This is a genomic window from Priestia sp. P5_B4 (assembly GCF_056400385.1).
This window is the reverse complement of record NZ_JBFULJ010000373.1, coordinates 1-3,644: the sequence shown is the minus strand read 5'-3', so window position 1 is coordinate 3,644 and position 3,644 is coordinate 1. Positions and strand designations below refer to the sequence as shown.

At 37.3% G+C, this 3,644-nt stretch carries 3 protein-coding genes; 2 read left to right on the top strand and 1 reads right to left on the bottom strand.

Annotated elements, in window-relative coordinates; genetic code table 11:
* Positions 1-1,234 precede the first annotated feature (1,234 nt).
* On the bottom strand, positions 1,235-1,717 hold the full coding sequence (locus AC1DRF_RS19575; RefSeq protein ID WP_477741455.1) for a MerR family transcriptional regulator: 483 nt from the start codon (positions 1,715-1,717) through the stop codon (positions 1,235-1,237).
* Positions 1,718-1,977: 260 nt separating this feature from the next.
* Here AC1DRF_RS19575 and AC1DRF_RS19570 point away from each other — a divergent pair, with 260 nt between their 5' ends.
* Both AC1DRF_RS19570 and AC1DRF_RS19565 read left to right on the top strand, forming a co-directional pair.
* Positions 1,978-2,163, top strand: coding sequence for a hypothetical protein (locus tag AC1DRF_RS19570; protein ID WP_034656939.1), 186 nt, complete (start codon positions 1,978-1,980; stop codon positions 2,161-2,163).
* A 207-nt stretch (positions 2,164-2,370) separates the two neighbouring features.
* On the top strand, positions 2,371-3,228 hold the full coding sequence (locus AC1DRF_RS19565) for a replication initiation factor domain-containing protein (protein ID WP_477741454.1): 858 nt from the start codon (positions 2,371-2,373) through the stop codon (positions 3,226-3,228).
* The last annotated feature ends 416 nt before the right edge of the window (positions 3,229-3,644 follow it).

The following is a 3,644-nucleotide window of genomic DNA, read 5'->3' as shown; positions in this document are numbered from 1 at the left end:
GTATATGAGGCTTTATTTAAAAGTGAAATAGGGGAAGAGAATGATTCCACGGATGATCCTTTTATAGATATAGGCGATGGAGATGATGGTGGAGAGTAAATACAAAAAAAGGTCTGTCAACGGTAAATCGCAAGACCGTGAGGTCGAGAATTTAAGGAGTTGATAGACTCACTGTACCAAGACCCTCTTGGCACTCAAACAAACCCGTTTGTTTGACGCCAATCGGCGAGGGAGCCCCCTCGAAGGTTGAGGGGGTTGGGGGTGTTTGTAGAAGCCATTCCAAAGGGGCTTCCCTTTGGCAGGTGGTGGACAGCGTCCACGGTCTTGATGAAAAAGGGCATCCTTTTAGGATGCCCTTTTTCATTTTGGCGGAGCCAAACACAGGGAGGAATCCGACCGCCCACCTCGTAGAGCGCGCTCCCAATTTGATCGAAGATGAAAAATTGGTGTAGTGCGTTACACCAAATCTATAGTTGTGGTATGCTCTATCCAAGAATAGTGGTCCAAATGGGGATCTATAATAGCGAAATCAAGGGATATAAAAGTATAATCAATAAGAAGGAATATCTCAAGAAAGAGAATGAGATATAGCTAGAGACTGGTTACAAGGCCCATATAAGCTGTTTAAGCGACAATATAATAATAAATAAGGAATAAACACCAGAAAAAGAAAAAAACTTGTAGAAGCAAAATAAAAAGCTACCTCGGCAGTGGACGCGAGGTAGCTTTTTCACAGGGTTCAAACGTTTAACAAATATCGAAAAGATAGCTGCAAACAAATTATAGCATATTTTTTCCATAAAGACTACATTTTACCTTAAGAACATATGTATAAAAGGTAGCCTTTTTATACATCTTTCCTTCAATCACCTGAAGAGAAAACGTAGTCATATCAAGGATGTATAAAAAGCTGCATAAAGCAGAAATCGTAGCCTTATGAGAACCCTTATGCGAGAAGGGTTCTCTTTTTTGTGGTGTCTTCCGGAAAGAGACATTATGTTAACTACCTTTGTATACCCTATACATTCTGAAAACAGAAAAAACTACCATCGGGGAGTGAGGTAGTTTTTTCTGTTTCTGGATGTTATGCAATTGGGCTCTATAGGTTGATGCCTCAGGGCGCACAAAGCATCTTGGGTAGTTTGCTCGATTAAGATATAAATCATTCATAGAACTGTGTTGTCTCGTATCAGAAGCAGGTTTAAGTCTGTTTCTTTAGCATTTTAGGATATTTTTAGTTTTTCCAGAACATCCACCATGCTTTCTTGTGGCCTGTCTGTTTTCTTAGTTCTTGCATTTGTCTCATGAGTTCTGTGACTTGGCGATCTCGTCTTTCTATTTGAGCTTTACATTTTTGTAGCTCTTGTTCTTGAATTTCTAGTCGTTTAATTATGTCTTCATATTGTTTGAGGGTAATAACAGATTCTTGGATGCTGTCCTGACTGTCCTGTGTGCTGTCCTGACTGTCCTGGACACTTAGGACAGCGTGGACACACTCTGCTATAGTCATGCCACCTTGTTTGTGTAAATCTAACATAGCACTGAACATATGGAGATTATTTTCTGTGTAGATTGTTTTTCCTTTATTATTTTTAAAAGTAATGCCAACTTTAGTGAATTGGCTTTTGTGGTTTCTAAGAGTTGATGGAGTGATTCCTAATTTTTCAGCAAATGTAGAGCCATCGTATGTTCTTTCTGTAGGGACTACTTTTAACAAATCTATCCCTCCTTTGACTAAATCAATTATTCGTTACGAGGAGGTAAAAGTCCTGTTTGTCCTAACTGTCCTGGACGTCCTAACTGTCCTGGACGTCCTAACTGTCCTTTGTCCTGTCCGTCCTGTCCGTCCTAACTGTCCTGGACGTCCAGGACACGTAGGACGGACGTTTGTAATGCGTGGTTTGGTAAAACTATGAAACTTGTAAAACATAGCAAAGCAATGTATATTAAAAATAGAGTATGAAGGAGGTGAAAGTAATGAATAAAAATATCAATATGAATGTACGCTTTGCGGAAAATGAATCTAAGATGATTGATGATTTAGTTGCTTTATATTCTAAGGACTCTTTTATTCCTCCTACTAAGTCGGATATTATTCGTCATGCTGTTAATGAACTTTATAAAGGAAAAGTACTCGAAAAGAAAACTGCTTCTAATAAGTAATTTTGAAGAGGTGAAGAGATGTTTTTGGAGCTAAAAACAAGCTTAGTTTAAGCCGGCCTCTTCTAATAGCCGGTTTAAGGGTACATTTTTGGTTTACCACTACACAAAAAAAAGCTTTTGGTCCTTAGAGCTGCAAGGGTTATAGAAAAGGTCAAAAAAGGTCAGAACATGTGCTGTTTTATTTGTTTTTTAAAGGGGTGAGGATTTTTGGATGTTAGTAATATACTAGATATTCATTTTGATAGGATGACTGTATTAGGTGATTTAAATAGCACGAAGGTTTTTTATTTAAAGGAACTTATTAAGAGTAACGATACTTCAGTTATGGATAACAAGTTTCATGATTATGTAAGAGGTAAATTCTTAAACGACTTAGTTTACTTTGAGTATGACAAATTAAAAGCTAAATCATTTAATACTCGGAATTTTAGAATGGAATTTAACCCTAATAACTTAGATACCAGGCAAGTCGAATGGTTACAAACTAATGTTATACCCTTACTTTCTGATGTAGGTATTACTCGTTTGGATCTAGCCTTCGATGTTGATTTCGATTTGAGTGAATATCAATTCATACCTATAGGGAATTCAAGACAAAAGTCCACAGTTGAATTTAGAGACGCTGCAAGGAAGCTTGAAACCTTATATATAGGTAAACGTCAAAGTGATAAGATGCTTAGACTTTATAATAAACAGTTGGAACAAGAGAAGAAAGGGAATACTTCTAACTTACATACGTGGTGGCGTCTAGAGTTTGAGTTAAAAAGAGAGACGGTGGATGAGTTTGGTGAAGTTTTTGATACTTTACAAATAAAGAACCCTTCTTTGAACGAGTTGGAAAAGATAGAGGATAGAGCAACTCTTTATTATCTCCTGGATCATCCACAAGAATGGTCCAACCTCTCAAAAAGAAAAAAAGAAAAATATCGTAAAATGTTAAAGGAAATCAAAGAGGAAGATATTACACCTGTTTTCAAAAAAGCGTTAGAAAAGAAAAAAGCCGAGTTGGTGGCACAACTCGACAGCTGGTTCAAAAATCAATATAAAATTTTCGAGCATTGTTGATTTTGATAGCACTATTATAATCTAAAATACAGGTAATATTCCAGTAGTAAATATTACTGTTGGAGCTTTACAACGAGAATAGTGTCGAGAATTTAAGAATAGATATATAGCATGAATATAGATAAGACCGCCTTATACACTTATAGATAATGGGCGGTCTTTGTTATGTATATGAGGCTTTATTTAAAAGTGAAATAGGGGAAGAGAATGATTCCACGGATGATCCTTTTATAGATATAGGCGATGGAGATGATGGTGGAGAGTAAATACAAAAAAAGGTCTGTCAACGGTAAATCGCAAGACCGTGAGGTCGAGAATTTAAGGAGTTGATAGACTCACTGTACCAAGACCCTCTTGGCACTCAAACAAACCCGTTTGTTTGACGCCAATCGGCGAGGGAGCCCCCTCGAAGGTTG